Origin of the sequence: uncultured Olsenella sp. (genome assembly GCF_959602185.1) — a bacterium.
Classification (GTDB): domain Bacteria; phylum Actinomycetota; class Coriobacteriia; order Coriobacteriales; family Atopobiaceae; genus Olsenella_I; species Olsenella_I phocaeensis.
On the sequence record NZ_CAUGRZ010000009.1, the window covers coordinates 20,769 to 47,095 of the forward strand.

The following is a 26,327-nucleotide window of genomic DNA, read 5'->3' on the forward strand; positions in this document are numbered from 1 at the left end:
CGGGGACTACGTCAAGCTCATCTCCGGGGGAAGCTTCCTCACCGAGGCCGAGATCGAGGCCGTGAGGTCCACGCTCTAGCCCTTCGGCCGTTCGCGATCCGCGCTGCCGAGGCGGTGGTACCTTGCGGGGTGCCACCGCCCCTTTCTAAGCTTCTCTCTTATCCATCTAAACAATTGCAAAGGACATGGTCACGCAAGCGAGGCGTTATATATAAAAAAACATAACGAAAAAATAGATAGGCAAACAAACTTTTTGCCATTTGCCGCGCCTTTCGTACCGTATGCGGCAGCCGAGAAAAAGCGTAAGGCGCAGGCACTGATAGCATGGAAGTTGCTAACGAGGTGGGGGAGGGCTAAACAATGGCTGGTTTCGAGCCAGCATTTCTCGCCTCGGAGGCAGGGGGAGCGGGCGCGCAGGGGATTGCGCCCACGACATCCCAGCGCGTACTTCGGCATTGCGGGTCGGGAGCGCGACATCGCCGGGACCTGACTTTTGTAGCATAGGAAGTTACGCCCCTCGCACCATGGGGAGCGCGGAGAGAGGGACGCCGGGCAAAGAGGGAATGCCTGGTGGCGTGGGGTAACCAAGCGAAGGGGTGAACCATGGAGAAGTTGAGGGAGGTCGGCAGGCCTCTGGTGCGCGTCGACGCGTACGACAAGGTCACCGGACGTGCCATGTACACGGACGACCTCTGCCCGAAGCCCTGCCTGGAGGCTCGAATCCTGCATTCGACCATCGGCAACGGCGTCGTCAAGTCCATCGACATCAGCGAGGCGCAGAAGGTCCCTGGCGTGGTGGGGGTCTTCACCTGCTTCGACGTGCCCGACCACCCGTACCCCGTGGCAGGGCACCCCTGGTACGCCGAGTCCAAGAAGGAGAAGCGCGACCTTCCCGACCGCAAGCTCCTCGACGCGCGCGTGCGCATCTACGGCGACAACATCGCCGCCGTCGTGGCCGAGGATACCGTGGCCTGCGACTGCGCCCTGGCCAAGATCAAGGTCGAGTACGAGGAGTACCCCGTCGTCTACGACCCCATCGAGTCGATGAAGGGCACCGAGCACCCCGTCCAGGAGGGCAAGCCCGACAACATCGTGGCGCACACCCTGGCCAAGACGGACGACGAGAAGCTCGCCAGGCTGGGCTACTCCTCCGTCGAGGACGCGGTCAACGACCCCAGGTACCACCACTACAAGATTCACATGGAGACGGGCGAGCAGTCCCAGGTCCACATCGAGACCTGCACCTCCTACTGCTACGAGGAGAACGGCAAGATCGTCTGCGTGTCCTCCACCCAGATCCCGCACATCTGCCGCCGCGTCATCGGCCAGGCCCTGGGCATCCCCTGGGGTGACGTCCGCGTCATCAAGCCCTATATCGGCGGTGGCTTCGGAACCAAGCAGGACATCCACTACGAGCCCCTGAACGCCTGGCTCTGCAGGCAGGTCGGCGGGCGTCCCGTCCGCCTCGAGCTCAGCCGCGAGGAGCTCTTCTACGCCACCAGCGGACGCCAGCCCAAGAGCTTCGACGTCGAGGCCGCCGTCGACGACGACATGAACCTCCGCGCCCGCTCCATCAAGGGTTGGTCCAACACCGGCGGCTACATCCATCACGGGCACGCCCTGGTCCTGAACTCGGTCAACACCTTCCGCTGGCTGTACCACAAGCAGGAGGACGCGGTTCGCTGCGAGGCTTGGACCATCCACACCAACGGACCGCACACCGGTGCCATGCGCGCGTACGGCGTGCCCGAGGGTAACTGGGCCGCCGAGTGCCTCATGAGCGACATCGCCCACGACATGGGCTGGGACGGCGTCGAGTTCCGCCTGAAGAATGCCATCTACGAGGGCTACTACGACGAGTTCAGCCCCGGCAACTACATCGCCGCCCACACCTGCGGCCTGCCCGAGTGCGCCGAGAAGGGCAAGGCGTACATCGAGTGGGACAAGAAGAGGGCCGAGTACGCCAACGAGACCGGCCCCATCCGCCACGGCGTGGGCGTCTCGTTCTTCGTCTACAAGACCGCCGTCGCCCCCTTCGCGCTCGAGACCGCAACCGCGGCGATTACGCTGAACCAGGACGGCAGCTTCCAGCTCCAGATGGGCGCGACCGAGATCGGCCAGGGCGCCGACACCGTCTTCTCGCAGATGGCCGCCGAGGCGATTGGCGTCGACACCGAGGACGTGCACATCGTCTCGTTCCAGGACACCGACGTCACGCCCTACGACGCGGGCGCCTACGCCTCCCGCCAGACCTACGTGTCCGGCACCGCCGTCAAGCAGGCCGGAGAGAAGCTGCACAAGCAGATCATCGACTACGCCCACTACCTCTATCCGGGCGCCCAGGGCGAGTTCGACCTGCACGACCACGCCATCTGGGACTGCGTGGGCAACAAGGTCATCGACCTTGCGGAGCTCGCGCTCGAGGCCTACTACAACACCAACCACAACGACCAGCTCTACGCCCGCTCCACCGCCAACGTGCACACCAACACGATCGCCGTGGGCTGCAGCTTCGCCGACGTCACGGTCGACATGCCGCTGGGCAAGGTCACGGTCAACAAGATCATCAACATCCAGGACTCCGGACGCCTCATCAACCCGAAGCTCGTCGAGCAGCAGGTCCACGGGGGCATGGCGCAGTCCATCGGCTTCGCCCTCTACGAGGAGCTCCTCATAGACCCCAAGACCGCCCGCGTGCTCAACCCCACGCTGCTCGACTACAAGATCCCGACCACGATGGACGTGCCCGACCTCGAGGCCCAGTTCGTCGAGACGGACGACCCCACCGGCCCCTATGGCAACAAGGCGGTGGGAGAGACGCCCATCATCTCGCCCGCCGCGGCGATCCGCGACGCCATCCTGGACGCTACCGGCGTCAAGTTCTACGAGGAGCCGATGACCCCTCAGCGCCTCTTCGAGGGATTCAAGAAGGAGGGTCTCATCTAATGTATGACATCGAATCGCTCCATTGCGCGACCAGCGTGGACGACGCCGTCCAGGCCCTCGCGAACGACCCCCAGGCCATCGTGGTCGCCGGTGGCACCGACGTCCTCGTGAAGGTGCGCGAGGGCAAGTTCTCGGGCGCCCACCTCGTCTCGATCCACGAGCTCCACGACGAGCTCGATGGCGTCACCCTTGCCGAGGACGGCACCGTGGAGATAGGGCCCATCACCTGGTTCCACCATGTGACCACGAGTCCCGTGATCCAGGCGACCGTCCCCACGCTGGGCGACGCCTGCGACACCCCCGGCGGCCCCCAGCTGCGCGTGTCCGGCACCATCGGTGGCAACGTCTGCAACGCCGCCACCTCCGCGGACTCCGCGTCGACCCTCTATGCCTACGGCGCCCTGCTCGACGTGAGGGGTCCCAAGGGCGAGCGCACCATCCCCATCGAGGAGTGGTATGCGGGCCCCGGCCGCTCCACCAAGGAGCGCGACGAGGTCCTCGTCAAGATCCGCATCCCCAAGGACCACTATGAGGGCTTCACCGGCCACTACTTCAAGTACGGCAAGCGCCGCGCGCTCGAGATCGCGACCATGGGCTGCTGCTGCCTGGTCAAGCTCTCGGCCGACAAGAGGACCGTCGACGACATCCGCCTCGCCTTCGGGGTGGCAGGGCCCACGCCCATGAGGGCGAGGGGAGCCGAGGGCGGCGTGCGCGGGCTTCCCATCGCAGACGCGGTCGAGAGGATCGGAGAGCTGGCGCAGGCGGACACCAACCCCCGCGACAGCTGGCGCGCCTCCAAGGAGTTCAGGCTCCAGCTCATCAAGGAGATGGCGAAGCGCTCCCTCGCAGAGGCCGCGCGCAAGGGAGGGGCAGAGATCTAATGGACATGAGAATCCTCAAGTGCACGGTCAACGGCAAGGAAGTCCAGGTGGGCTATGACCCGCGCGAGTCCCTGCTCGACACCCTGCGCAACCGCCTCCACCTCACCAGCGTCAAGCGCGGCTGCGAGGTCGGCGAGTGCGGCGCCTGCACCGTCCTCATCGACGGCGTCGCCACCGACACCTGCCTCTACCTCACCGACTGGGCCCAGGGCAAGGAGATCCTGACCGTCGAGGGCCTCCAGGCCGCAGACGGAACGCTCCACCCCGTCCAGCAGGCCTTCGTGGACGAGTTCGCCGTCCAGTGCGGCTTCTGCATTCCCGGGCTCATCATGAGCACGGTCGAGATAGCAAACTCCGGCAAGACCTACACCAGGGACGAGCTGCGCAAGCAGCTCTCGGGCCACCTCTGCCGCTGCACGGGCTACCAGGACGTCATGAACGCGGTGGAGAAGGCCGTCGAGTTCTGCCACGAGCGCGTGGGGGCAGACGAGACGACCACCGCCTAGTCGACCAGCGCGGTGCGGAGGCCGCCCCGCCGCACCGCCAGTCAGGCACCATCCCTCGCAAAAACAGGTAGGGGACCAAGAGTCACGACGGCCCCCCATGTTTGGACCACGCCAGGGCGTGGTCTGGTTCCACTCATAGAAGTTATGGCTCCGCGCCACGTCAGGGCTGAGAGGAGGCGACTTTGGCCGCCCTCTAGGGACACTCTTGCAAACTCGCCAAGAAAGGATCGCTCGCTCATGAAGGACAAGATTCAGTCGTTCTTCCACCTGGAAGAGCACGGAACCAACATCCAGACGGAGATAATCGCAGGCATCACCACCTTCGTCACCATCGCCTACATCCTCGTCGTCAACCCCTCCATCCTGGGTGACGGCGGGATGGACCCCGGCGCGGTCTTCACCGCCACGGCAGTCACCGCCGCCTTCGGCACCTGCCTCATGGCCCTCTCCACCAACTATCCCTTCATCCTCGCCCCGGGAATGGGACTCAACGCCTTCATGATCTACACGGTCGTGCTGAGCATGGGCTACACCTGGGAGGTCGCGCTCGCGGCGTTCTTCGTCGAGGGCCTCATCTTCCTGGTCATCGCCCTCACCAACATCCGTGAGGTCGTCCTGGACGCCATCCCGTTGAGCCTCAAGTTCGCCATCACGGCGGGCATCGGCCTCTTCATCACCCTCATCGGTCTCAAGAACGCCGGCATCGTGGTGGACAGTCCCTCCACGCTCATCACCATCTTCCCCTTCCACAGCAGCATGCAGGACGGCAGCTTCGCCACCGGCGGCATCTCCGCGCTCCTGGGCCTCGTGGGCATCGTCATCACCGCGCTCCTCATGATCCACAACGTCAAGGGCAACATCCTTCTCGGCATCCTCATCACCTGGGCGCTCGGCCTCGTCTGCCAGCTGGCGGGCGTCTACGTCCCCGACCCCGCGGCCGGCTACGGCAGCCTGATCCCCGACTTCTCCCGCGGCCTCTCCGTCCCTTCCATGGCTCTCACCTTCATGAAGATGGACTTCTCGCAGGTCTTTAGCGTCGGCTTCGCCACCGTGGTCATCGCCTACCTCTTCACCAACATCTCCGAGACCTTCGGTGCCCTCGTGGGGTCCGCCTCCAAGGCCGGCGTACTCCAGGAAGACGGCAAGTTCCCGCGCTTCAAGAACGCCCTCGTCGCCCAGTCCGTGGGCGTCCTGACCGCAGCCGTCACCGGCACCTCCGCCACCACCTCCGTCGTCGAGTGCGCGGCCGGCATCGCCGCCGGCGGCAAGACCGGCCTCACCTCGCTGGTCACCGGCATCATGTTCCTGATTTCCCTACTCCTCTCGCCCATCTTCCTGGCCATCCCCTCGTTCGCCACGGCTCCCGCCCTGGTCATCGTCGGCTTCCTGATGATCTCGTCGCTGCTCGCGATCGACTTCTCCGACATGTCCGAGGCCATGCCCGCCTTCATCTGCCTCTTCACCATCCCCTTCACCTACAGCATCGTCGAGGGAATGGCCCTGGGCTTCATCTCGTACGTCGTTATCAACACGCTCGGCGGAACGGAGCGCCGGAAGAAGGTCAGTGTGGCAATGTATGTGATAGCGCTCCTGTTCGTGGCCAAGTACTTCTTCGTGTAGGTCTGGTCGCGGCTGCGACCTCGCAACAGCCGGTCAAAGAGAAGGGATCGCACCATGCTCAACAAGTTCTGCAAGAAGCCCCTGTGGGAATGCAACCGCACCCTCGTCAGGGTGGCGCAGGGCCAGGAGCCCGCTGACCTGGTGATCCGCCATGCCAAGCTCGTCAGCGTCACCACGCACGAGATCCTGGAGGACACCGACATCGCCATCGCCGAGGGGCGCGTCGCCTACCTGGGCATCGCCCCCTACACCGCCGACCACTGCATCGGCGAGAAGACCAAGGTCATCGACGCCAAGGGTCAGTACGTCACCCCCGGCTTCATGGACGGCCACATCCACGTCGAGAGCTCGATGGTCGGCGTCGACGAGTACGCGCGCGCAGTCGTGCCCCACGGCACCACCGGCATCTACTGGGATCCCCACGAGCTCTGCAACGTCACCGGGCTCGAGGGCGTGGCCGAGGTCGCCAAGGTCGCCAAGAGCGTGCCCCTGAAGGCCATGATCACCACGCCGTCCTGCGTCCCCGCCGTCCCGGGCTTCGAGGACACCGGTGCCTCCGTCGACGCCGCGGGCATCAAGGAGACCATGGGCTGGGACTCCGTCGTCGCCCTCGGCGAGATGATGAACTACCCGGGTATCCTCTCCTGCGCCGACAACGCCATCGAGGAGGTCAACGAGACCCTGAAGGTCGGTGCGACCGTCACGGGGCACTACAGCGTCTGCGAGACCGACCGCGGGCTCAACGCATACATCGCGTCGGGCGTCTCGTCCTGCCACGAGTCCATCCGCGCCGAGGACGTGCTCGCCAAGCTGCGTCTGGGCATGTACGCGCAGATTCGCGAGGGTTCCGCCTGGCAGAACCTCCACGACCTGGCTCCCGCCGTGGCTGACGGCAAGGTCGACACGCGCCTCTGCAACCTGGTCTCGGACGACAACCACCCCAACACGCTCGTCTCCGACGGCCACCTCGACCGCATTCTGCGCATGGCCGTGCGCGAGGGCATCGACCCCATCACCGCGATCCAGATGGTGACCATCAACGCTGCCACCTACTTCCAGATGGGGACCGACATGGGCTCCGTCACCCCCGGCAAGTGCGCCGACATCGTCTTCCTGGACGACCTCAAGGACTTCCACGTTACGCGCACCATCATCGACGGCGAGGTCGTGGCCGAGGACGGCAAGGCGCTCTTCGAGGCCGGCTCCTACCAGTATCCCGAGTTCATGACCGACACCATGCACGTCGCGGTCGACATCAGCGAGGCAACCTTCCAGATTCCCGCGGTGGACTCCAAGGGCAACGCGCTTTCCGGTGACACCGCGACCGTTCGCACCATGGTCGTCGCCCCTGGCTCCACCATCACCGAGGGCACCCTCGCCCAGGCCCCGATCAAGGACGGCCAGCTCGTGGCCGACTCCCAGAACGACCTGCTCAAGGCCTTCGTCTTCGAGCGCCACCACGACACCGGCAGCTTCGCCTACGGCTTCGTCAAGGGCTTCGGCATCCATGGCGCCCTGGCGCAGACCGTCGCGCACGACGCCCACAATCTGCTGGTCGTCGGCGACAACGACGCCGACATGGCGCTGGCCGCAAAGACCCTGGTCGAGTGCGGCGGCGGCGAGTGCGCGGTCGAGGACGGCAAGATCCTGGGCCAGGTCGCGCTTCCCATCTGCGGCCTCATGAGCCCCCGTCACGTCGAGGACGTGGCGGCGGACGTCGAGAAGGTCGAGGAGGCCTGGAAGAGCATGGGCTGCACCATGCCCTCGCCCTTCATGACCATGGGCCTGCTCTCGCTCGCGTGCATCCCCAGCCTGCGTCTCACCAACCGCGGCCTGGTGAACACCGACACCTTCCAGTTCGAGTCCCTCGTGGTCGAGGACTAGTCCCCCCCTAAGGACATGCCGCAAGGCTAGGCCACGCAAGCACCAAGAGGCCCGTGTCAGCTCCCGGGGCGGGGGCCCCCCTGGCTGGGGCCGCCCTGGGGGGGGGCGCCGCACGCACCCGCCGCCGGCCCCCGCCCCTCTCTCCTTGGACGTCCGGAGCCAGTCCTGGTGGGTCTACCAGCTGACGATGATCGTGCTGTCGTCGCGGTGGGCGTTTCCTCCCTCGGCGTCGTCTGATGCCTCGGTGCCGGTCTTCACGTCGTAGCCCAGCCGGCGCAGCGTGCGGATGAAGTGCACCAGCTGCGCGTTGTACTCGTTCAGCAGGCGCGCCTGCTGAAGGGGGCTGATGAGCGACTGCTCCCGGCCGTAGATGATGTCGCTCATCGCGTCTGCGACGATCATGTTGCTGTTCGCCAGCAGGTCGTTGTAGAACGAGTTGCCGCTGCCCCTGCCGTCTCCCTCGCCCGGCGCGAACTTCACCGTCAGGGACCTGCGCCCGTAGGTCGCGTACATACGGATGCGCGTGTCCGTCTGGCCGATGGCGTTCTTCATGGCCCACTTGAGCGCATTGCCCGAAAGCGTGTCCGCCTCGGCGCGTTCGCGTCCCGGCTGCGCCTCGCCGGCGATCCTCTTGGCCTCCTCTGCCTCGAGCATGTCGCACCTCTCTTCCTCGCCCTCAAGGGGCGCTTGGCCTCGGTCAACTAAAGATACCCGATGGGAGCTCCCGTTCCCTTGCTCGCGAGGCGTGCGTCTCGTGTGGGCACGGGAGGCTCGGATCGGCTCAGGCAACTCTCATCCAACCTATGCTACGATTCATAAGTTAACAGTAACTAACTTTTAGGGAGCGTTCGAATGTCAGGTGAGAAGGAAGACGAGAAGGGGAAGGCCACCGAGCCCAATCGTGGGTGGGGGGTCCGCGAGGTCGTGACCGTGGCCCTGCTGAGCGCGCTCACGGTGGTCATCATGTTCGTGGGGTCGATGCTCACCATGTTCTCCTACGACTTCGCGATGGTCGCCTCGGGCGGGGCGGCCGTGTTCCTCGCGGCGCCCGTGTACATGCTCATGGTGCGTCGCGTCAACCGACTCGGCGTGACCACCGTCTTCCCCGCCATCGCGGCGCTGCTCTTCTGTACCACGGGCAACATGCTCTTCATGCTGCCCTTCTATGTCTTGGGCGGGCTGCTCCTCGACCTCGTCTGCCTGCGGACGCCGCGGCAGCGTCAGAACCCCTGGTGGGCCACCGCGTCATGGACCGCGTTCAGCGGCCTGTACCTGCTCTCCACGCTGATTCCCTACCTGGGCAACATGGAGGCGTACGTGTCGCAGACCATGCTGGAGCGTGGCCTGGACCAGTCCTATGCCGACACCTTCTTCAAGTACTACGGCAACCCCGCGTGGGTCGTCGCCATCATGCTCGCCACCATGGCCGTGGGCTTCCTGGGCTGCCTCGTCGGAAGGGCACTCATGAAGAGGCACTTCGAGCGTGCCGGTGCCCTGTAGGGTGGGCGAGGGGGACGCCAGGGGAGCGGGGCTCACGGTCGCCACGAAGGCGGCCGTGCTTCTCCTGGCCATGCTGGCTTGTTCGACGAACCTGGGGTCGTATCCCATGCTCGCGCTCAGCCTGTCGTCGATCGCCTACCTGCTGGCTGCCAGGGAGCGGCGCGTTGCCCTGGGCATGCTGGCCTTCCTCGCGGTGCTCGGGCCGTTGTACGTCGCGTACACCTACTGGGGCGTCGCCCCCATCGTCATCTCTCCCATACACGTCTTCCAGATGTGGCACCTCTTCCCCGTGACGGCGGCCGCCTGCGTGCTCTTCATGACGCCTCCGGGCATGATCAGCGCTGCCCTCGCGCGGGCGCGCTGCCCCAGGAAGGTCATCCTGGGGGTCCTGGTGTTCCTGCGCTTCTTTCCGACCTTTGCCGTCAGCTGGCGCCTCCTGAGGGACGCCCTGAGGAAGCGTGGCCTCACGGCATGGCGCCAGCTGCTGTCAAACCCACTGGACAGCTACGAGTACGTGATGGTTCCTGCCCTGATGTCGCTCGTGGACAGCGCGGACCAGCTCTCGTCCTCCGCCGTGACGCGTGCGGCGGAGGCTCCCATGGCGCGCAGCAGCTACTACCAGCACCCGGCTGGGGCGCTGGACCTCGCCTGCGTGTGCCTCGCCCTCATGGCCTGCGCGGGGGCGATCGTCGCGAACGGGGTGATGTCGTGAGAGGGCCAAGGCGGGAGGTCCTCTCCCTGAGGGACGTCTCGTTCGCGTACAAGGGGGCGTCCCGGACCGTCGACGACGTGAGTCTCTGCGTGGCCGCTGGCGAGTGCGTGGTGCTCTGTGGTCCCTCGGGCGGTGGCAAGACCACCATCATCCGGCTCGTGAACGGTCTGGCGGGAGGGTACTACCCCGGTGATGGCAGGGGAGAGGTCGTGTTGGCGGGTCATCCTGCCAAGGGACTCGCCCAATGGGAGCGCGCAGAGCTCGTGGGCAGCGTGTTCCAGGACCCCTCGACCCAGTTCTTCTCGAGCCAGCTTGCGGGCGAGATAGCCTTCACCTGCGAAAACCTGGGTTACGACCACGACCGCGTGGTCGAGCTCACGGACGGGGCGATCGACGAGCTGTCGCTGGGCCCCCTGCGGGGGATACCCAACGACAGCCTTTCCAGCGGGCAGAAGCAGAAGGTGGCGATAGCCTCCGCCCTGGGCCCGCGCCCGGCGCTCATGGCCATGGACGAGCCCTCGTCCAACCTGGACGTGGCGGCGGCGGACTCCCTGGGGCGCACCCTGCGGCAGCTGAAGGGACGGGGCATGGCAATCCTGGTCGCCGAGCACCGCCTGGCCTACCTCATGGACGTCGCGGACTGCTTCCTGCTGGTGCGTGGGGGTAGGGTCGAGCGAGAGGTCACGAGGGAGGAGATGTTGGCCCTTCCCGACGAGACGCGCCTCTCCTGGGGGCTCAGGGACGTCCGGAAGACCATGAGGCCACAGCTTCCGGCTCCAAGTGCGAGTCCGGGACGAGGTGCCGTCCTCGAGCTGCGCGACCTGGGCGTCTCCTTCGGCAGCAGGCAGGTCTTTCGCAACGTCTCTCTCGTGGCGTCCGCTGGGAAGATACTGGCCGTGACAGGCGCGAACGGGGCCGGGAAGACCAGCCTCGCCCGCGTTTTGGCCGGGCTCGCGAGGCCGAGTTACGGGTCGGTGCTGGTGGGTGGGCGTCCCCGCGGGCGCCGAGAGCTGCGTCGGCTGGTGTGGTACAGCCCCAACGACGTCAAGGCCGAGTTCTTCACGCCGAGCGTCCAGGAGGAGGTCATGCTCCTGGTCGCGCATGACGAGCCGCACAGGGAGCGCGCTCGGCGCCTCTTGCGCGAGCTGGGCCTCTGGGAGCTGCGCGAGCGGCATCCTATGACGCTCTCGGGCGGGCAGAGGCAGCGCCTCTCCATAGCCTGCGGACTCATGAGCGAGAGGCCCGTGCTCGTGCTGGACGAGCCGACGAGCGGGCTCGACGCCATCAGCATGCGGGAGGTCTCCCGCGCGCTCCAGCTCGCCTGTGACGAGGGGCGCTGCGTCGTGGTGGTCACGCACGACAACGAGTTCATGCAGAGCTGCTGCACCCATGCCTACCAGCTACGACCGATGGAAGGAGCCACCATGCACGAGCGAGGGACGGAGGGCATGGAGACCAGGGGGCGCGGCGAGCCGGCCCCCGGGAAGGAGAGGGCGGGGAGGAGGCAGAAGAACGCGCGACTGTGGGCGCTCTACCTGCGACTGACCAAGCCGGTCCACCGCACCATCGTCATCGGAATGGTCATGTCGGCGCTCTCGGTCGTGGCGGGGGTCGTCCCGTACCTCGTCGCGATCGCCATCGCCCAGGCGGCGCTGCGGGGCAGGCTTCCCGACCCCTCCACGCTCGCCCTCATGGTCGCCGCCGCCATCGTCTGCGCCACGCTGGACCGCATCCTCTTTGGTGGCGGGACGGGCGTATGCCACAGGGCGGACGCGGGATTTCGCGTGAACGCGCGCCACATCCTGCTCGACCACTTCTCCAGCTTGCCTCTAGGGTGGTTTGGCGAACGCAGCTCCAGTGAGGTCAAGCAGGCGGTCTCGGATGACGTGCTGGGCCTGCACCAGACTATCGGCCACGCCCCGACCGAGGTGGTCCGCGCGCTGCTCTCGCCCCTGGTCCCGCTCGTGGTCCTCTTCGTCGCGGACTGGCGGATGGCCCTCGTCCTCCTGGCTTACGTCGCCTTCTTCGTCATGGTGTCGATGGCATTCATGATGCGCGACTTCGAGACGCTCTCCGTGCGGTACGGCGAGGCGAACGTGGAGCTCTCCTCCGCCGTGGTCGAGATCGCCGAGGGCATCGAGGTCGTGAAGACCTTCGGAAGCGCAAGGCGGGTGGGCTCGCGCTATCGCGACGCCGTGGAGCGCCTGTGCGACGTCACCTTCGAGTGGACAAAGCTCACGGCGGGGCCCTTCAGCCTGTTGGGCGGCTTCATCTCGCCGGGCATGATGCTCACCTTCCTGGGCCTCGCGAGCAGCCTCTTCATTGGCTGGGGCTGGCTCGACTTCTCCGGTTGCGTGCCCTTCCTGGTGCTCGGCCCATCCATTCCGATTGGCATGCTGACCGTGACGTCAGGCATGGGCTTCCTGCGAACGGCAGAGCAGCACCTCGAGCACCTGGACGCGGTCCTCTCGGCGGAGCGGCTTGCCGAGGCTGCCGAGCCCCGCGAGCTTCCCTTGGACCCGATCGGCCTGCGCTTCGACGAGGTCTGCTTCAGGTACGCACCCGACGCCCCCCTCGCGCTCGACCGCGTGAGCGCGTGCATCGAGCCGGGCAGCGTCTGCGCGCTGGTGGGGGACTCCGGCAGTGGCAAGACCACCTTCGCGCGTCTCGTCCCGCGCTTCTGGGATCCCACGTCGGGCGACGTGAGCCTGGGTGGCGTCGACCTGCGCGAGCTCTCCTCCCAGACGCTCCTCTCCAAGGTGGCGATCGTCTTCCAGGAGAGCATGCTGCTCTCGATCAGCCTGCGTGACAACATCCGGCTCGCCCGACCCGACGCGACGGACGAGGAGGTCGTGGAGGCTGCGAAGGCGGCGCAGGTCCACGAGAGGATCATGGAGTTCCCCGAGGGGTACGACTCGGTCTTCGGCTCTGCGGACTGCGAGCTCTCGGGCGGCGAGGCGCAGCGCGTGGCCATCGCCCGCGCCATCCTGCAGGACGCCCCGGTGCTGGTGTTGGACGAGGCCACGGCGCACGCTGACCCCGAGAACGAGACGGCCATCCAGGCCGCGCTGAGCCGCCTGTCCGCCGGGCGGACGACCATCGTGATCGCGCATCGCCTGAACACCGTGGCGGGCGCAGACAGGACGCTCGTCCTGGGGGACGGGCGCGTCATCGAGGAGGGGACGCACCGGGAGCTGCTTGAGGCCGGCGGGCGCTATGCCGAGCTCTGGGAGACGCAGCAGGTGAGCCTCTTCGCAGGCGACGACACGGAGGAGACCCGATGATCACCGACCGAGTCGACAGGCTCGCCGGTCGCAGGACCGGCATCAAGACGCAGGCCGTCTACTTCGTCCTCTGCGGGATCCTGGAGGGTGGCGTCTACGCGATGCTCCTCCCGCTCCTGCGGGCGCTCTTCGACGCGGACGGCGACGTCGCCCTGCGCTGGTCGCTCGCCCTGGTGGCGCTCGGCGTGGTCTGCGCGCTCGCGAACTACCTGTCCGAGACCCACGGCTACATGATCGGCGACGTGGTGATCGTGCGCAGCATCCAGGAGCGCTTGGGCGACCACATCGTGAGGCTGCCCCTGGGATGGTTCACGGCGGGCAGGGCGGGCGAGCTCGCCGCCCTGCTGGAGCGTGACCTGCAGATGCTCATGAACCTCCCGGGCATCTTCCTGAAGCAGCAGGTGATCGCCGTGACGGTCCCCGCCTGCATCGCCGTGATCTACCTCCTCGTGGACTGGCGCGTCTGCCTTGCGTTCGTGGCGCTCTCGCCTGCGCTCTGGGTCTGGTCGCGCAGGATGGGCGAGGCCGCCGGCATGGGCCACGAGGCCGAGGAGCGCTCGAACGCACGGCTCTCCGGTCGCGTGCTCGAGTTCGTGCGCGCCCAGCCCGTCCTGCGCGCGACGGGCGTGGCCCGGGGCGGGTGGAAGGCGCTGGAGGACGACATCCAGCGCGACCACGCGAGCACGGTGCGCACCCTCGACATGACGCAGAGGCCCATCACCGTCTACACCCTGCTCGTTTACCTGGTCTTCGGCCTCACCCTCCTCTGCGCAACGGCCCTGCTGGCCCTGGGGCAGCTGGGTGCCGTCGAATACCTCTTCGTCGTCGTGCTCGCCCTGCGCTCCGTGGACGCCCTCCTGAAGGCGGGAAGCCAGAGCATGTCCATGAGCGTCTGCCAGAACGCCATCGACACCTCCGAGAGGATCCTCGCGGCGGAGCCCCTGCCCGAGGCGGACGCCCCGCAGCACCCCAAGGGGGCTGGCATAGAGTTCGACCACGTGAGCTTCTCGTACGACAAGGCCCGCCCCGTCATAGACGACGTGTCGCTGGTCTGTCCCGAGGGACGCCTGACTGCGCTCGTGGGGCCCTCGGGATCGGGCAAGACCACCCTCACGCGCCTCATCGCGCGCTTCTGGGACGTGGACGGGGGCGCCGTGCGGATCGGCGGCGTGGACGTGCGCGACATGGCGGTGGAGGAGCTCCTGGGGATGGTCTCCCTCGTCTTCCAGGACGTGTACCTCTTCGACGGGACCATCGAGGAGAACGTGCGCTTCGGACAGCCCGACGCCACGGACGAGCAGGTGCGCCATGCCGTGCGCGTCGCCCGCCTCGACCAGGTCGCCGAGCGCCTCGAGGACGGCTGGGAGACGCGCGTGGGCGAGGGGGGCGGAAGGCTCTCCGGCGGCGAGCGACAGCGCGTCTCCATAGCCAGGGCCCTCCTGAAGGATGCGCCCATAGTCCTCTTCGACGAGGCGACGGCGGCACTCGACGCCGAGAACGAGGCGGCCATCGTCGAGGCGATGCACGAGCTCGCGCGCGACAGGACGGTCATCGCGATCGCCCACCGGCTCTCGACCATAGCCGGGGCGGACCAGATAGCCATGCTGGAAGACGGCCGCGTCACCCAGCTGGGGACGCATGGGGAGCTCCTCTCCCAGGAAGGTCGCTACCGCAGCTTCTGGGAAGACCGCCGACGCGCCCAGGGCTGGCGCGTGAGGTAGGAGGCGGGGTCACCCTGCCGCCCCATGGAAGGGAGACGGGAACACGAGGGGCCCGCCAGGCGCGCGAGGCATGTCCGGCGGGCCCGTCTCATGCGCTGCTCTTGGGAAGCGTTATATGACAAAGAGAACAACGACGTTCAAAGCCCCAGAGGGGCCGTTCGTCGAACGGCCTGCCGCCTGCGACGTACTCCTTGCGAAGCCCCTTGCCAAGCGCGGAAAAGGGCCTATATTTATTGGTACCAAACAAAAAGTTTGGTAAGCGCACAGTATGTAAGTGTCGGGGTCACGGAAGTCCAGGAGGGGACGCAGCATGGAGCCAAAGATCAAGTGGGTTGCCAACGGGATGCCCAAGAGCGAGGACGTGAACCTGTCGGTCATGTCGCTCGACAACGTCGCCAAGGCCCGCGCCTTCCACGGGAGCTTCCCCCAGTACTCGGTGACCCCCCTTGCCAACCTTGCGGGCATGGCCGAGCGCCTTGGCCTGGGCGGCCTCTTCGTCAAGGACGAGAGCTACCGCTTCGGCCTCAACGCGTTCAAGGTCCTGGGCGGCTCCTTCGCGATGGCCCGCTACATCGCCGACGAGACCGGGCGCGACGTCTCCGAGATGACCTTCGACTACCTCACCTCCGACCAGCTCCAGAAGGACTTCGGCCAGGCCACCTTCTTCACCGCCACCGATGGCAATCACGGCCGCGGCGTCGCCTGGGCTGCCAACAAGCTCGGCCAGAGGTCCGTCGTGCACATGCCCAAGGGCTCGACCAAGACGCGCTTCGACAACATCGCCAAGGAGGGCGCCAAGGTCACCATCGAGGAGCTCAACTACGACGACTGCGTGCGCCTGGCCGCCAAGGAGGCGGCCGAGACCGAGCATGGCGTCATCGTGCAGGACACCGCCTGGGAGGGCTACGAGAAGATCCCGTCCTGGATCATGCAGGGCTATGGCACCATGGCCGCCGAGGCTGCCGAGCAGCTCCGTCAGCTCGAGGTCAACCGTCCCACCCACGTCTTCGTCCAGGCCGGCGTCGGCTCCCTCGCCAGCGCCATGGTGGGCTACTTCGCCAACCTCTTCCCTAGCTGCCCGCCCAAGTTCGTGATCATGGAGGCCGGTGCGGCAGACTGCCTGTACCAGGGCGCCCTCGCCGGCGACGGTGACCCCCGCATCGTGGGCGGCGACCTCCAGACCATCATGGCCGGCCTCGCCTGCGGCGAGCCCAACACCATCGGCTGGGACATCCTGCGCAACCACGCGGACGCCTTCCTCTCCTGCCCCGACTGGGTCGCGGCGAAGGGCATGCGCATGCTTGCCGCCCCCACGAAGGGAGACCCCTCCGTCACCTCCGGCGAGTCCGGGGCCGTGGGCATGGGCGTCATCTCGACCATCATGAGCGACCCCGACTACGCCGAGCTGCGCGACGTCCTGGAGCTCGGGCGCGACTCCAAGGTCCTGCTCTTCTCGACCGAGGGCGACACCGACCCCGTCCGCTACCGCGAGGTCGTCTGGGGCGGCGCGTACGCCACCGAGTAGGGTTCCGAGGGTCCTCTCCTCCCTGCGGGCCAGGGGAGGGGGCCAAGAAGAGGCGGCTCGCGACGGATATCGGCACTGAAGGCTTTGACTTGGGAGGTAAGGAATGAAGGAGCTCGACTACGACAAGATCAAGGAAGTCGCGGAGTCCCATAGGGAGGACATGACCCGCTTCCTGCGCGCGATGATCTCTCATCCCAGCGAGAGCTGCGAGGAGAAGGAGGTCGTGGCCTGCATCAAGGAGGAGATGGAGCGCCTGGGCTTCGACGAGGTCAGGGTCGACGGCCTTGGCAACGTCATGGGCTTCATGGGCGAGGGCGACAAGATCCTCTGCATGGACGGCCACATCGACACCGTGGGCATCGGCAACCGCGACAACTGGGAGGCCGACCCCTACGAGGGCTACGAGACCGAGGACCTCATCTACGGCCGCGGTGGTTCCGACCAGGAGGGTGGCGTCTGCTCCGCCGTCTATGCCGCCAAGATGATGAAGGACATGGACCTCATCCCCGAGGGCTACAAGATCATGGTCGTCGGCACCGTCCAGGAAGAGGACTGCGACGGCATGTGCTGGCAGTACATCTACAACAAGGACGGCATCAAGCCCGAGTTCGTCATCTCCACCGAGCCCACCGACGGCGGCATCTACCGCGGGCACCGCGGCCGCATGGAGATCAGGGTCGACGTCCACGGCGTCTCCTGCCACGGCTCCGCCCCCGACCGCGGCGACAACGCCATCTACAAGATGGCCGACATCATCGCCGACGTCCGCTCCCTCAACAACAACGGCGCCGACGAGTCCACCGCCATCAAGGGCCTCGTCAAGATGCTCGACCCCAAGTACAACCCCGACCACTTCGAGGACGCCCGCTTCCTGGGCCGCGGCACCTGCACCGTGTCGCAGATCTTCTTCACCAGCCCCAGCCGCTGCGCTGTCGCTGACTCCTGCGCCATCTCCATCGACCGTCGCATGACCGCGGGCGAGACCTGGGAGTCCTGCCTCGACGAGGTCCGCAACCTGCCCGCCGTCAAGAAGTACGGCGACGACGTCAAGGTCTCCATGTACATGTACGACCGTCCCTCCTGGACCGGCGAGGTCTACGAGACCGAGTGCTACTTCCCGACTTGGATCAACAAGGAGTCCGCTCCCCACGTCAAGGCCCTCGTCGACGCCCACAAGGCCCTCTTCGGCGACGAGCGCATCGGCTGCGAGCCCTCGATGGACAAGCGTCACCGTCCCCTGGTCGACAAGTGGACCTTCTCGACTAACTGCGTCTCCATCCAGGGCCGCTACGGCATCCCCTGCGTCGGCTTCGGCCCTGGCGCCGAGTCCCAGGCCCACGCCCCCAACGAGATCACCTACAAGCAGGACCTCGTGACCTGCGCCGCCCTCTACACCGCCGCGCTGAACCTCTACGACGGCTCCGCCGCCACCGGTGACGTGACCGAGTTCCGCGCCGGCCTCACCAACAACGACATCAAGTAGCACACGCGCAAGCCGGCGTCCGTCATTCCCCGAGAGAGGTGGCGGACGCCTTGCACGCAGCAAGGAAACGCCTGACAAGGAAGGGGCACCGATGGACAGCAAGTTCAACGCCTACCTGGAGGAGCTCGGCAAGCTCGACTACTCCAAGATGTACAACAACGACTTCCTGCACACCTGGGACAAGACCACCGACGAGCTGAAGGCCATGTACATCGTGGCCGATGCCCTGCGCAACCTCCGCGAGCGCAACATCTCGACCCGCATCTTCGAGTCCGGTCTGGCCGTCTCGAACTTCCGCGACAACTCCACCCGCACCCGCTTCTCCTTCGCCTCCGGCACCAACCTGCTCGGCCTCCAGCAGCAGGACCTGGACGAGAGCAAGTCGCAGGTGGCGCACGGCGAGACGGTGCGCGAGACCGCCACGATGATCAGCTTCATGGCCGATGTCATCGGCATCCGCGACGACAAGTTCATCGGCGAGGGCGACGCCTACATGAAGGAGGTCTCCGAGTCCGTCGAGCAGTCCTGGCGTGACGGCATCCTGGACCACCGTCCGACCCTGGTCTCGCTGCAGTCCGACTCCGACCACCCCACGCAGTCCTCCGCCGACATGCTGTACCTCATCAACGAGTTCGGCGGCCTCGACAAGCTCCGTGGCAAGAAGGTCGCCGTCACCTGGGCCTACTCGCCCTCCTACGGCAAGCCCCTCAGCTGCCCCCAGTCCCTCATCATGCTGCTGACCCGCTTCGGCATGGATGTCACCCTGGCCCACCCCGAGGGCTACGACCTCATGCCCGACCTGGTCGAGCAGGCCGGCAAGTACGCCAAGGAGAGCGGCTGCAGCTTCAGGAAGACCAACAGCATGGCCGAGGCCTTCGAGGGCGCCGACATCGTCATCCCCAAGAGTTGGGCTCCCTACGCCGCCATGGAGGAGCGCACCAAGCTCTACGCCGCAGGCGACTCCGCGGGCATCGACAAGCTCGAGCAGGAGCTCCTCGCCCAGAACGCCACCCACATGGACTGGTGCTGCACGCCCGAGCTCATGGAGAAGACGGCCAACGGCAAGGACACCATCTACATGCACCCGCTGCCGGCCGACATCAACGGCGTGTCCTGCGAGCACGGCGAGGTCGCCAACGAGGTCTTCGACTACCACCGCGACGGCCTGTACAAGGAGGCCAGCTACAAGCCCTACGCCGTGGCGTCCATGATCTTCCTCCAGAAGGCCAAGGATCCCGTCGCCACGCTGAGGGCGCTCGAGGAGCGCGGCGAGGCCCGCTGGTACGAGGCGTAGAATCCGCATAACGGGGACCGCGGCCAGCCGGGTCGCGGTCCCGACGGTTTGGGGCGACGGTCCGCGCTGCGGTGCCGTCGCCCCGCCCCCAAGCTCGGGAGGAGCGGCTATGAGACCCTCACAGGCCATGTTCGTCCTGGATGACAACGGAACGCGGTGCTTCGGCCCGGGGCCCTGCAGGCTGCTGCAGGCCGTCCAGACCACGGGGAGCCTGCGTTCCGCTGCCATATCCATGGGCATGGCCTACACCAAGGCGATCCGCATGCTCAAGGTGGCGGAAAGGTCGATGGGGGTCAAGCTCACGAGCCGCACGATCGGTGGCTCCGGAGGCGGCGGCTCTCGTCTGACCCCCGAGGCGCTCGACCTGCTAGAGCGCTACGAGCGCTGGAGCGCCGCCTGCCGCGGCTTCGGCACGCGCTCCTTTGACGAGTGCTTCGACGGCTTCGGGGCAGGTGCTGCCGCGAAGGACGTTTCGGACGACGCCTCCCGCGGCCGCATAGGCGTCGTGGTCATGGCCTCGGGCCTGGCCAGCCGCTTCGGCTCGAACAAGCTCGTCGCCCCGCTGGCGGGCACCCCCGTCCTCGAGCGCACGCTGCGCTCGCTGCCCCTCGACCTGGTCGACCCCGTGGTCGTCACGCGCTGGCGGGAGGTCCAGGACCTCTGCGACCGCCTCGGCGTGCGCTCGATCAGGCACGAGCTGCCGCTCCAGAGCGACACGGTCCGCATGGGACTCTCGCTCGACGCCGGCTGGGACGGCTGCATGTTCGTCACGGGCGACCAGCCCCTCCTGGGCGAGAGGAGCGTCCGCTCCCTGGTGAGGGCCTTCCGCGAGGACCCCACGCGCGTCGTGCGCCTGGCCTGGCAGGGCAAGGCCGGCGGCCCCGTCCTCTTCCCGGCATCCTGCTTCGAGGGACTGAGGGGCCTCGAGGGCGACGTGGGCGGGACGGGGCTCCTGAAGAAGGATCCCGAGCTGGCCCGACGGATCCGCCTGGTGGAGGCCGAGCGCCCGGAGGAGCTCGAGGACGTGGACACGCCCGACGAGCTCGCCCGTCTCGAGCGCCTGGTCAGGGGGAGTAGCGCCTTCGTTTGCGGATTGGCGCGGACGCCTGCGGGCGCCCGCAGCGAGTAAGGAGATGGTTCGCATGAAGCTGATCAAGGGTGGCATGCTCGTACTGCCCGACGGTCTGGTGCGTGGTGACGTGGTGCTGGACGGCGCCAAGGTCGCGCGCATAGCTGCCAGCATCGAGGCCACGGACGCCGACGAGGTCGTGGACGCCAGCGGCTGCTGGGTCTTCCCGGGCTTCATCGACGCCCACACGCACATGCAGTGCTGGACGGGCATGGACTGGACGGCGGACAGCTTCGAGACGGGCACCCGCGCCGCCGCCTGCGGTGGCACCACGACCATCGTGGACTACGCCACCCAGGACAAGGGGATGACGCTGGCGGAGGCCCTCGAGGAGTGGCACTCCCGCGCGGACGGCACCTGCACCTCCAACTACGCCTTCCACATGGCCATGGCGGACTGGAACGAGCGCACCAGGGCAGAGGTCGACGACATGTTCGACGCGGGCATCGTGTCGTTCAAGACCTACTTCGCCTACGACCACCTGCGCCTGGACGACGCGCAGACCCTCGAGGTCCTGGAGTCGATCAAGGACCGCGACGGCATCCTCTGCGTCCACTGCGAGAACGGGACCCTCGTGAACGAGCTCCAGCGCCGCACGCTCGCCCGCGGCGTCACGGGTCCCGAGGGGCATCCCATGAGCCGCCCGGACGTCTGCGAGGCGGAGGCCATCTCGCGCCTGTGCTACCTCGCGGAGCTCTCGGGCGCCCGCATCAACATCGTGCACCTCTCCACCGCGCTGGGACTCGAGGCCATCCGCGACGCGAAGGCGCGCGGCGTCGACGTCGCCGTCGAGAGCTGCCCCCAGTACCTCCTGCTCGACGACACCCGCTACCTCGAGCCTGGCTTCGAGGGCGCCAAGTACGTCATGAGCCCCCCGCTGCGCAAGCCCCATGACGTGGCCGTGCTGCGGCAGGCGGTCTGCGACGGAGAGATCGACACCCTCGCCACCGACCACTGCGCCTTCAACCTCAAGGGCCAGAAGGACCGCGGCGTCGGCGACTTCACCAGGATTCCCAACGGCGGTCCCGGCGTGGAACATCGTCCCGCGCTGATCATGACCAGCTTTGCCGACGACCTCGGCCCCCAGGACTTCTGCCGCCTCATGAGCGAGAACCCCGCCAGGGTCTTTGGGATGTATCCCCGCAAGGGCGTGCTCGCCGAGGGCTCCGACGCGGACGTCTGCGTCTGGGACCCCAGCTGCCGCTGGACCATCCAGGCGGCGACGCAGCACCAGAACGTCGACTACACGCCCTATGAAGGCTTCGAGGCCCAGGGACGCGCAAAGTACGTCTTCGTCAACGGCGTCCTCGTCGCGCGCGCCGGGGAGCCCACGGGCGAGAAGCCCGGCAGCTACGTCAGCAGGTAGCGCGTCCCTACAATCAGGCTCCAGCGCCGGCCGCTCGGGTGCGTCCGGCGAGAGAAGAAAGGAAAGAGCATGAACAAGAAGGCCATCGTCACCGACAAGGCTCCCGCAGCAGTCGGACCCTACTCCGCCGCGATCCAGGCCGAGGGCGTCTCGATCAACGTCTCGGGCCAGCTGCCCGTCGACCCCGCCACCGGGGAGTTCGCCGGAGACGACATCCAGAGCCAGACCCGCCAGAGCCTGACCAACATCAAGAACATCCTCGAGGCTGCCGGCGCCAGCATGGCCGACGTCGTCGAGACCACGGTTCTCCTCACCGACATCGCCGAGTTCGGACCCATGAACGAGGTCTACGCCGAGTTCTTCGAGGCTCCGTATCCCGCGCGCGCCGCCTTCCAGGTCGTGGCCCTGCCCAAGGGCGCCAAGGTCGAGATCAAGGCCGTAGCCAGGGTCTAGCGGAGAGGCGCGCAGTCGCCTCGTGTGGCAGCCTTGGGAGCCCTGGGCGGAGAGTCGCCCAGGGCTCCCTCGTGTCGAGGGACGAGACGAGCGCGGTGGCCAGGCAGACGTCGACCGACGTACGTGCCGCCGGTTTCGCAGGCAGGCGTTATGTTTCTAAAAATATTACGTATCCGCAGGTCACAGGCCTAGTTCTTTGGGTCGTTCGCCTGGTTTCGACTATCTTTTGCCTTGCTTTAGGCGCACGATGAGGGTGCATGGAATAGTCCTCCCTGACCGTGCCGAACCGACGTTTGCTGGGAGGTAGCGCGTGCCGCGACGTTCGCACGCGCCTGTTCATCGGAGCATCACATGGACGAGAGACTTGTCATTGCGGCCTCTGCGCAGGAGGCGGCCAAGCTGGCTGCTTCCGGGGCGGGCTACCTCGCCGGAGGGACCGAGCTCAACAGGCTCGGCTCGCCCCTGCACTACCAGAGGCTGGTATCCATCAGCCGCGTCGCCGAGCTGAGGGGGGTCGAGGCTGGGGACGGAGAGGTCCTGATCGGCGCTACCACGAGCTTCCAGGAGGCCCTGCAAAGCGAGCTGGTCCCCGCCTACCTCAAGGAGGCCCTGCTCTTCATGGGCTCGCGCACCAAGCGCAACATGGCCACCGTGGGAGGCAACGTCGCCGCCTGGCGCGACGACTCGTATCTCGCCGCGACGCTGCTCGCCGTGGGTGCGAGCATCGAGCTCATGAACGAGTCCGGCGCGACGAGGAGGCTGAGCGTCGCCGAGTGGGCGCAGACGCAGCCGGAGCACAGGCTCGTCCGCCGCGTCATCGTTCCCGCCGACCCCGGCTGGGTCACCTCGAAGCGCTACGCCAACACCATGGAGAGCCTCTCCTACCTCGTCGTCTCGCTCTGCCTGCACGATGGGGCGGCACGGGTGGCGCTCACGGTCAAGGGCGTGGGCGCGTTCGTCTCGCCCGAGCTCTCTGACGCCGCGTCGCGCGGTGCCGGCGAGGACGAGCTGGTCGAGCTCGCCTACGGGCTGGACGCGACGATTCCCAGCGACATGTACGGAAGCGAGAGATACAAGCGCTACCTCGCGGGCGTCACCCTCGCTCGCATGCTCGAGGACGCCGGAAGGGATGATGCGCGATGAGGATCGAGTGCAAGATAGACGGGCGCGAGCGCGGCTTCGAGCTTGATCCGACGCTGTCCCTGCGCGAGCTGCTGGTAAGGAACGGAAACCTCTGCGTGCGAGACAGCGACGACGGCGAGGGCTTCTGCGGCTCTGACACCGTGCTCGTGGACGGCACCCCCGTGTACGCAAACCTCATGCTCGCGGGCGAGGTCGACGGGCGAGAGGTGCGCACCCCCGCCGGCCTGGGCGAGCCGGGCAAGCTGAGCTACGTCCAGCAGGCCCTCATCGACGCCGGCGTGGTGCAGAGTGCCTACAACTCTCCCGCAACCGCCCTCCTCCTGACCTGGCTCCTCGAGAACGAACCCAACCCCACGCGCGAGCAGGTGAAGGACGCGCTGTCCGGCATCTACATCCGTGACGCAAGCTACGAGAACTACTACCTGGCGGTCAAGCTCGCCTGCGAGCTCCGCGACAAGGGCGGCTACGAGTCGAAGATCGCCCCCGACTACCGTCCCGAGCTCAGCTACGTGGGCAAGCCCGGCTCCAAGGTGGACGGCCCCCAGCTCGTGAGGGGCGAGCGCGCCTTCGTGGAGGACTTCGTCGATCCCGACGCCTGCCACCTGGTCATGCTCCGCTCGCCCTACGCCTCCGCCTACATCAACTCCATCGATGCGAGCGCCGCCGAGGCGCTGCCGGGAGTCGTGGCGGTCATCACCTGCTTCAACTGTCCCGACATCACCTACATGCAGGCCGGGCAGGGCAACCCCGAGCCCTCCCCGCACGACACCAGGCTCTTCAACCACAAGGTGCGCTTCGTGGGCGACCGCGTCGCCGCCGTCATAGCCGAGACGAAGGAGATCGCCCGGGAGGCCTGCGGTCTCATCAGCGTCGACTACCAGGTCCTGGACCCGGTCTTCTCCGTCGAGGAGGCCATGGCCGAGGGTGCGCCGCGCGTGCACGACGGCATCGTGGAGTACGGCGTCGGCGCCCCCGAGGACCTGGACGAGTACAACAAGGACGCCGGCGACGAGCGCGAGGGCAAGGTTTTCTATCCCTTCCCGCTGAGGGCCGACATCCACAGGAACATCGCCGCCTCCAACAAGGGCGGCATCGGCGACGTCGAGCGTGGCTTCGCCGAGGCGGACGCCATCGTGGACGAGACCTACCGCACCACCAACGTGCAGCAGGCCCCCCTCGAGCCGCACCTCTGCTACGCCAAGATGGAGGGCGGGCGCCTCCAGGTCTATGCCTCCACGCAGGTTCCCTACCACGTGCGCCGCATCGTCTCGTGGGTCTGCGGGCTCCCCCAGAACAAGATCCACGTGGTCAAGACCAGGGTCGGCGGCGGCTATGGCTCCAAGCAGGACATCCTCGTCGAGGACGTCTGCGCCTACGCGGCCTACGCCACGCATCGTCCGGTCTACTACCGCCACACCCGCGCCGAGGAGCTCGTGGCCGCCTCCGCGCGCCACCCCATGCGCGTGCGCGTGAAGATGGGCGCCAAGAAGGATGGCAGCATCACGGCGATCTTCATGGAGGTGCGCGCCAACACCGGCGCCTACGGCAACCACTGCCTCACGGTTCCCATGAACTCCTGCTCCAAGGTGCTCCCGCTCTTCAAGGTCGACAACATGGCCTACGACCTCATCACCTACTACTCGAACAAGCTCCAGCCCGGTGCCTACCAGGGCTACGGCACGCCCAAGGGCAGCTACGGCATCATGATGGCCATGGCCCAGCTGGCCGAGAAGCTCGGCATCGACTTCAAGGACATGGCGGTCAAGAACCACGTCGAGACGGGCTACCGCCTCGAGATTCTGAAGGGCCTCGGCGAGGGCCGCGAGGGCAACGTGGTTCCCGTCGGCTCCTGCGGCCTGGACGAGTGCATCAGGCGCGGCTGCGAGATGATCGAGTGGGGCAAGCGCGAGGAGTCCGACGACCCCGACTGGAAGATCGGCAAGGGCTTCGCGATGATCATGCAGGGCAGCGGCCTGCCCGGCCTGGACCACGCGGAGGCGATCTGCAAGCTCGAGACCGACGGCACCGTGATCCTGAACAGCGGCGGGGCGGACATCGGCACCGGCCTTGACACCATCTCGACCAAGGTGGCGGCGGAGATACTCCACCTTCCCCTCGAGCTGGTCAGCGTCATCTCTGGCGACACCGACTCCGCCGCCTTCGACACGGGTTCCTACGCCTCGTCGGGTACCTTCTTCAGCGGCAACGCCTCCGTGGACGCCGCCCGCAAGCTCGCCCGCGGCATCATTGCCGAGGCCGCCCTGCAGATGGGGGAGGTCGAGGCGGACCTGGAGCTTCGGTATCCGGGAGAGGTGCACTCCACCAGGACCGACGCGACCCTGAGCTACGGGGACCTCTCACACGCCTGCTGCGCCGGCGACGGCCGCGGCCAGGTGGTGGCGCACGGCAGCTTCATCACCACGGCCAACGCCATCCCCTATGGCGCCCACTTCGCGCAGGTGGCGGTCAACGTCCGTACGGGCCAGGTCAAGGTGCAGAAGTACTACGCGCTCCAGGACGCCGGCACGCCCATCAATCCCGAGCTCGCACAGTGCCAGATGTACGGCGCCGCGCTCAAGTCCATCGGCCACACCCTCTACGAGGACATGACCATCGACGAGAAGGGCCGTCCCCTGCGCACCACGCTCACGGACTACGGCGTGCCCATGATCTTCGAGCAGCCAGACGACTTCAAGGCGGTCATGGTGGATGTCAACGACGCCGACGGCCCCTTCGGTGCGAAGTCCATCTCCGAGATCGCCTGCAACGGCGCGGCCCCTGCCATCGGTAACGCCATCCACGACGCCTGCGGCGTCTGGATGCGCAGCTGGCCCATGACGCCGGAGAAGGTCCTGAGGGAGCTCGGAAGGATCTGACGTC

Annotated in this window: 18 protein-coding genes; 17 read left to right on the forward strand and 1 reads right to left on the reverse strand. The window is 66.9% G+C overall.

The window, feature by feature from the left end:
* Positions 1-603 precede the first annotated feature (603 nt).
* The 5 genes from xdhA (at position 604) to ade (ending at position 7,837) form a co-directional block, all read left to right on the forward strand.
* Complete coding sequence (gene xdhA / locus Q5923_RS07150; RefSeq protein WP_303133117.1) at positions 604-2,946, forward strand: xanthine dehydrogenase subunit XdhA; 2,343 nt, start codon at positions 604-606, stop codon at positions 2,944-2,946.
* A complete protein-coding gene (gene xdhB, locus Q5923_RS07155) occupies positions 2,946-3,827 on the forward strand; it encodes a xanthine dehydrogenase subunit XdhB (RefSeq protein WP_303133119.1) in 882 nt (293 codons plus the stop codon). The genes xdhA and xdhB overlap by 1 nt, the downstream gene beginning before the upstream one ends.
* Positions 3,827-4,333, forward strand: a complete 507-nt coding sequence (gene xdhC / locus Q5923_RS07160; protein ID WP_303133121.1) for a xanthine dehydrogenase subunit XdhC — start codon at positions 3,827-3,829, stop codon at positions 4,331-4,333. The genes xdhB and xdhC overlap by 1 nt, the downstream gene beginning before the upstream one ends.
* A gap of 237 nt (positions 4,334-4,570) precedes the next feature.
* On the forward strand, positions 4,571-5,953 hold the full coding sequence (locus Q5923_RS07165; RefSeq protein ID WP_303133122.1) for an NCS2 family permease: 1,383 nt from the start codon (positions 4,571-4,573) through the stop codon (positions 5,951-5,953).
* A 54-nt stretch (positions 5,954-6,007) separates the two neighbouring features.
* The gene (ade, locus tag Q5923_RS07170; RefSeq protein WP_303133124.1) at positions 6,008-7,837 is read left to right on the forward strand and encodes an adenine deaminase; all 1,830 of its coding nucleotides are present in this window, start codon (positions 6,008-6,010) and stop codon (positions 7,835-7,837) included.
* A gap of 174 nt (positions 7,838-8,011) precedes the next feature.
* Here the strand turns inward: ade and Q5923_RS07175 are convergent, their stop codons facing one another.
* Positions 8,012-8,491 (reverse strand): hypothetical protein, encoded by a 480-nt coding sequence (locus tag Q5923_RS07175; protein ID WP_303133126.1) that lies wholly within the window; start codon positions 8,489-8,491, stop codon positions 8,012-8,014.
* A 198-nt stretch (positions 8,492-8,689) separates the two neighbouring features.
* Between Q5923_RS07175 and Q5923_RS07180 the strand changes: the two genes are divergently transcribed.
* From Q5923_RS07180 to Q5923_RS07235, 12 genes are all read left to right on the forward strand, one after another.
* Positions 8,690-9,337, forward strand: coding sequence for an MptD family putative ECF transporter S component (locus Q5923_RS07180; RefSeq protein ID WP_303133128.1), 648 nt, complete (start codon positions 8,690-8,692; stop codon positions 9,335-9,337).
* Positions 9,321-10,049, forward strand: coding sequence for an energy-coupling factor transporter transmembrane protein EcfT (locus Q5923_RS07185; protein WP_303133130.1), 729 nt, complete (start codon positions 9,321-9,323; stop codon positions 10,047-10,049). Before Q5923_RS07180 ends, Q5923_RS07185 begins: the two co-directional genes overlap by 17 nt.
* Positions 10,046-13,333 (forward strand): ATP-binding cassette domain-containing protein, encoded by a 3,288-nt coding sequence (locus Q5923_RS07190; RefSeq protein WP_303133131.1) that lies wholly within the window; start codon positions 10,046-10,048, stop codon positions 13,331-13,333. The genes Q5923_RS07185 and Q5923_RS07190 overlap by 4 nt, the downstream gene beginning before the upstream one ends.
* Entirely contained in the window at positions 13,330-15,054 is a 1,725-nt protein-coding gene (locus Q5923_RS07195; RefSeq protein ID WP_303133133.1) for an ABC transporter ATP-binding protein, read from the forward strand. Before Q5923_RS07190 ends, Q5923_RS07195 begins: the two co-directional genes overlap by 4 nt.
* Before the next feature lie 310 nt (positions 15,055-15,364).
* Entirely contained in the window at positions 15,365-16,579 is a 1,215-nt protein-coding gene (dpaL, locus tag Q5923_RS07200) for a diaminopropionate ammonia-lyase (protein ID WP_303133134.1), read from the forward strand.
* Between the two features lie 103 nt (positions 16,580-16,682).
* Positions 16,683-18,062 carry a YgeY family selenium metabolism-linked hydrolase gene (locus Q5923_RS07205; protein WP_009277977.1) on the forward strand — a complete coding sequence of 460 codons (1,380 nt, stop codon included), beginning with the start codon at positions 16,683-16,685 and terminating at the stop codon, positions 18,060-18,062.
* 91 nt (positions 18,063-18,153) lie between these two features.
* A complete protein-coding gene (gene ygeW / locus Q5923_RS07210; RefSeq protein WP_303133136.1) occupies positions 18,154-19,356 on the forward strand; it encodes a knotted carbamoyltransferase YgeW in 1,203 nt (400 codons plus the stop codon).
* Positions 19,357-19,465: 109 nt separating this feature from the next.
* Positions 19,466-20,485, forward strand: coding sequence for an NTP transferase domain-containing protein (locus Q5923_RS07215; protein ID WP_303133138.1), 1,020 nt, complete (start codon positions 19,466-19,468; stop codon positions 20,483-20,485).
* A 13-nt stretch (positions 20,486-20,498) separates the two neighbouring features.
* Positions 20,499-21,851 carry a dihydropyrimidinase gene (gene hydA, locus Q5923_RS07220; RefSeq protein ID WP_303133140.1) on the forward strand — a complete coding sequence of 451 codons (1,353 nt, stop codon included), beginning with the start codon at positions 20,499-20,501 and terminating at the stop codon, positions 21,849-21,851.
* 69 nt (positions 21,852-21,920) lie between these two features.
* On the forward strand, positions 21,921-22,304 hold the full coding sequence (locus Q5923_RS07225; protein WP_072499793.1) for a Rid family detoxifying hydrolase: 384 nt from the start codon (positions 21,921-21,923) through the stop codon (positions 22,302-22,304).
* A 351-nt stretch (positions 22,305-22,655) separates the two neighbouring features.
* The gene (locus Q5923_RS07230) at positions 22,656-23,447 is read left to right on the forward strand and encodes a xanthine dehydrogenase family protein subunit M (RefSeq protein WP_072499794.1); all 792 of its coding nucleotides are present in this window, start codon (positions 22,656-22,658) and stop codon (positions 23,445-23,447) included.
* The gene (locus Q5923_RS07235) at positions 23,444-26,323 is read left to right on the forward strand and encodes a molybdopterin-dependent oxidoreductase Mo/Fe-S-binding subunit (RefSeq protein WP_303133143.1); all 2,880 of its coding nucleotides are present in this window, start codon (positions 23,444-23,446) and stop codon (positions 26,321-26,323) included. Before Q5923_RS07230 ends, Q5923_RS07235 begins: the two co-directional genes overlap by 4 nt.
* The last annotated feature ends 4 nt before the right edge of the window (positions 26,324-26,327 follow it).